Raw genomic sequence first — 2,150 nt, forward strand, 5'->3', positions numbered from 1 at the left:
TGTAGCCGCAAAGTTAGAATGTCCTGTTTCTGCAAAGTTGGAATGTCACACTCCCCGGGTCTGAATGACGTCTGGGAGATTGCAGATGGGATTGATTGCGATGAGCGAACGCGATCTGCAGCGGATCGAGATTTTGTCGAAGGTGGTTGCCCAGCGGATGACCACGGTGTCAGCGGCGCATGTGCTTGATCTGAGCGAGCGCCAGGTGCGCCGGCTGCTGGAGCGTATGCGGACTGGCGGCGCGGCTTCGATCCGGCACAAGGCGATCGGCCGACCGTCGAACAACCGGATCAGCGACGGGGTTCGCGATTATGCGATGACGCTGGTTCGCGAACGCTATGCGGATTTCGGGCCGACGTTGGCGACGGAGAAGCTGGCTGAACGCGATGGTTTGCGGGTGTCGCGCGAGACGGTGCGCAACTGGATGGCGGATGCCGGCCTCTGGCTGTCGCGCAAGCAGCGGCGGACGTTTCATCAGCCGCGGCTGCGGCGCGAAGCCTATGGCGAGCTGGTGCAGATCGACGGGTCGGAGCATCGCTGGTTCGAGGATCGCGGACCGCCTTGCTCGCTACTGGTGTTTGTCGATGATGCGACCGGCAGGTTGATGCAATTGCGCTTTGTACGCTCGGAAAGTGCCTTTACTTACTTTGAGGCGCTCAAGCTCTATCTGCAGGCGCATGGTGCTCCCGTCGCCTTTTATTCCGACAAGCATTCGGTGTTTCGGGTGGCGAAGAAGGAAGCCAGGGGTGGCCAGGGCATGACCCAGTTCGGGCGTGCGCTCTGCGAGCTAAACATCGAGATTCTTTGTGCAAATTCGAGCCAGGCCAAGGGTCGGGTCGAGCGCATGAACCGGACGCTGCAGGACCGGTTGGTCAAGGAGCTCAGGCTTTCTGGCATCGACACCATGGAGGCTGGCAATGCGTTCTTGCCGGGCTTCATGGAGGACTACAATGCGCGATTTGCAATCGTCCCTGCCCGCCCGGACAACCTGCACCGGCCACTGAATCTGGCGCCGGATCGGTTGACGGAGATCCTGTGCAAGCGCGAGCAGCGTTATGTCGGATCGCAGCTGACGTTTTCGTTCGAGCGCCAGCGGATCATGCTGGAGGAGACCGAGGTGACGCGCGGTCTGGTGGGTCGCTATGTCGAGACCTATGCTTATGCGGACGGTCGGCTGGAGGTGCGTTGGAAGGGATATTCCCTGCCCTACACCGTGTTCGACAAGGATCAGCGGGTGACGCATGCGGCGATCACCGAGAACAAGCGGTTGGGTGATGTTCTTGCCTATATCAAGGAGCGCCAGGAACAGCAGGACAAGCCGACGGTGAAGAGCAACAGCGACAAGAATGGCTATGTCAAACGTGCTCGCGGGCCGGGCCGGCGGAAGGATTTTGTGAACGATCCGGCGGTGATTGCTCGGCGAAAGAAAGCACTGTCGCGGCAGCAGGCTGCTGAGTGAGGCGTCTCAAAGCTAAAGCCGAAGTGGTGTATTTACCACCCGCCCCGATCTGATCTTGCAACCGGGATCAGCCGGTCAGATCGGGGCTGGCCGGTGTGCCGTATGGTGGCCTTGCGGACATTTTAACTTTGCAAACCGGCGGACATTTCAACTCTCACGCCACATCAGGTTCGCCAAGGCRGCCTGACGGTCACGCGGGCGGCTGAGCTASTTGGGCTCAGTCGCAGCCAAGTCCATCGKCTGTTGCAGGCCTATGATCTGGACGGGCTCGACGGTCTCGTCTCGAAGAAGCGCGGCCGCCCGAGCAACCGGCGCCACAGTGAGGATTTCCGCAATCTGGCTCTCGACCTGGTGCGTGAGCATTACGTGGATTTTGGYCCAACCTTGGCGGCCGAGAAGCTAGTTGAGCGCCATCGGATTTCCGTCAGCAAAGAGACGTTGCGCCAATGGATGATGGAAGCCGGCATATGGGTATCACGCCGCGAGCGCAAGAAGCGGGTCTTCCAGCCACGCGGCCGGCGTGATTGCTTTGGTGAACTCGTCCAGATCGACGGGTCGCATCACTGGTGGTTCGAGGACCGTGGCCGCAAATGCGCCCTGCTCGTCTACATCGACGATGCGACCGGCAAGCTGTTGCATCTGCGCTTTGCCGCCTCTGAGAACACCTTTGACTATCTGCATGCGACGAAGG

The 2,150-nt window shown here is 60.3% G+C and carries 1 protein-coding gene and 1 pseudogene; both read left to right on the top strand.

What is annotated here, in order from left to right; genetic code table 11:
* Window positions 1-85: 85 nt before the first annotated feature.
* Window positions 86-1,459 carry an ISNCY family transposase gene (locus tag AC1DJO_RS29805; protein WP_112538644.1) on the top strand — a complete coding sequence of 458 codons (1,374 nt, stop codon included), beginning with the start codon at window positions 86-88 and terminating at the stop codon, window positions 1,457-1,459.
* A 189-nt stretch (window positions 1,460-1,648) separates the two neighbouring features.
* Window positions 1,649-2,150 (top strand): annotated as a pseudogene (locus AC1DJO_RS29810) (helix-turn-helix domain-containing protein); the annotation flags it as partial.

The organism is Rhizobium sp. 05N430 (genome assembly GCF_056396985.1).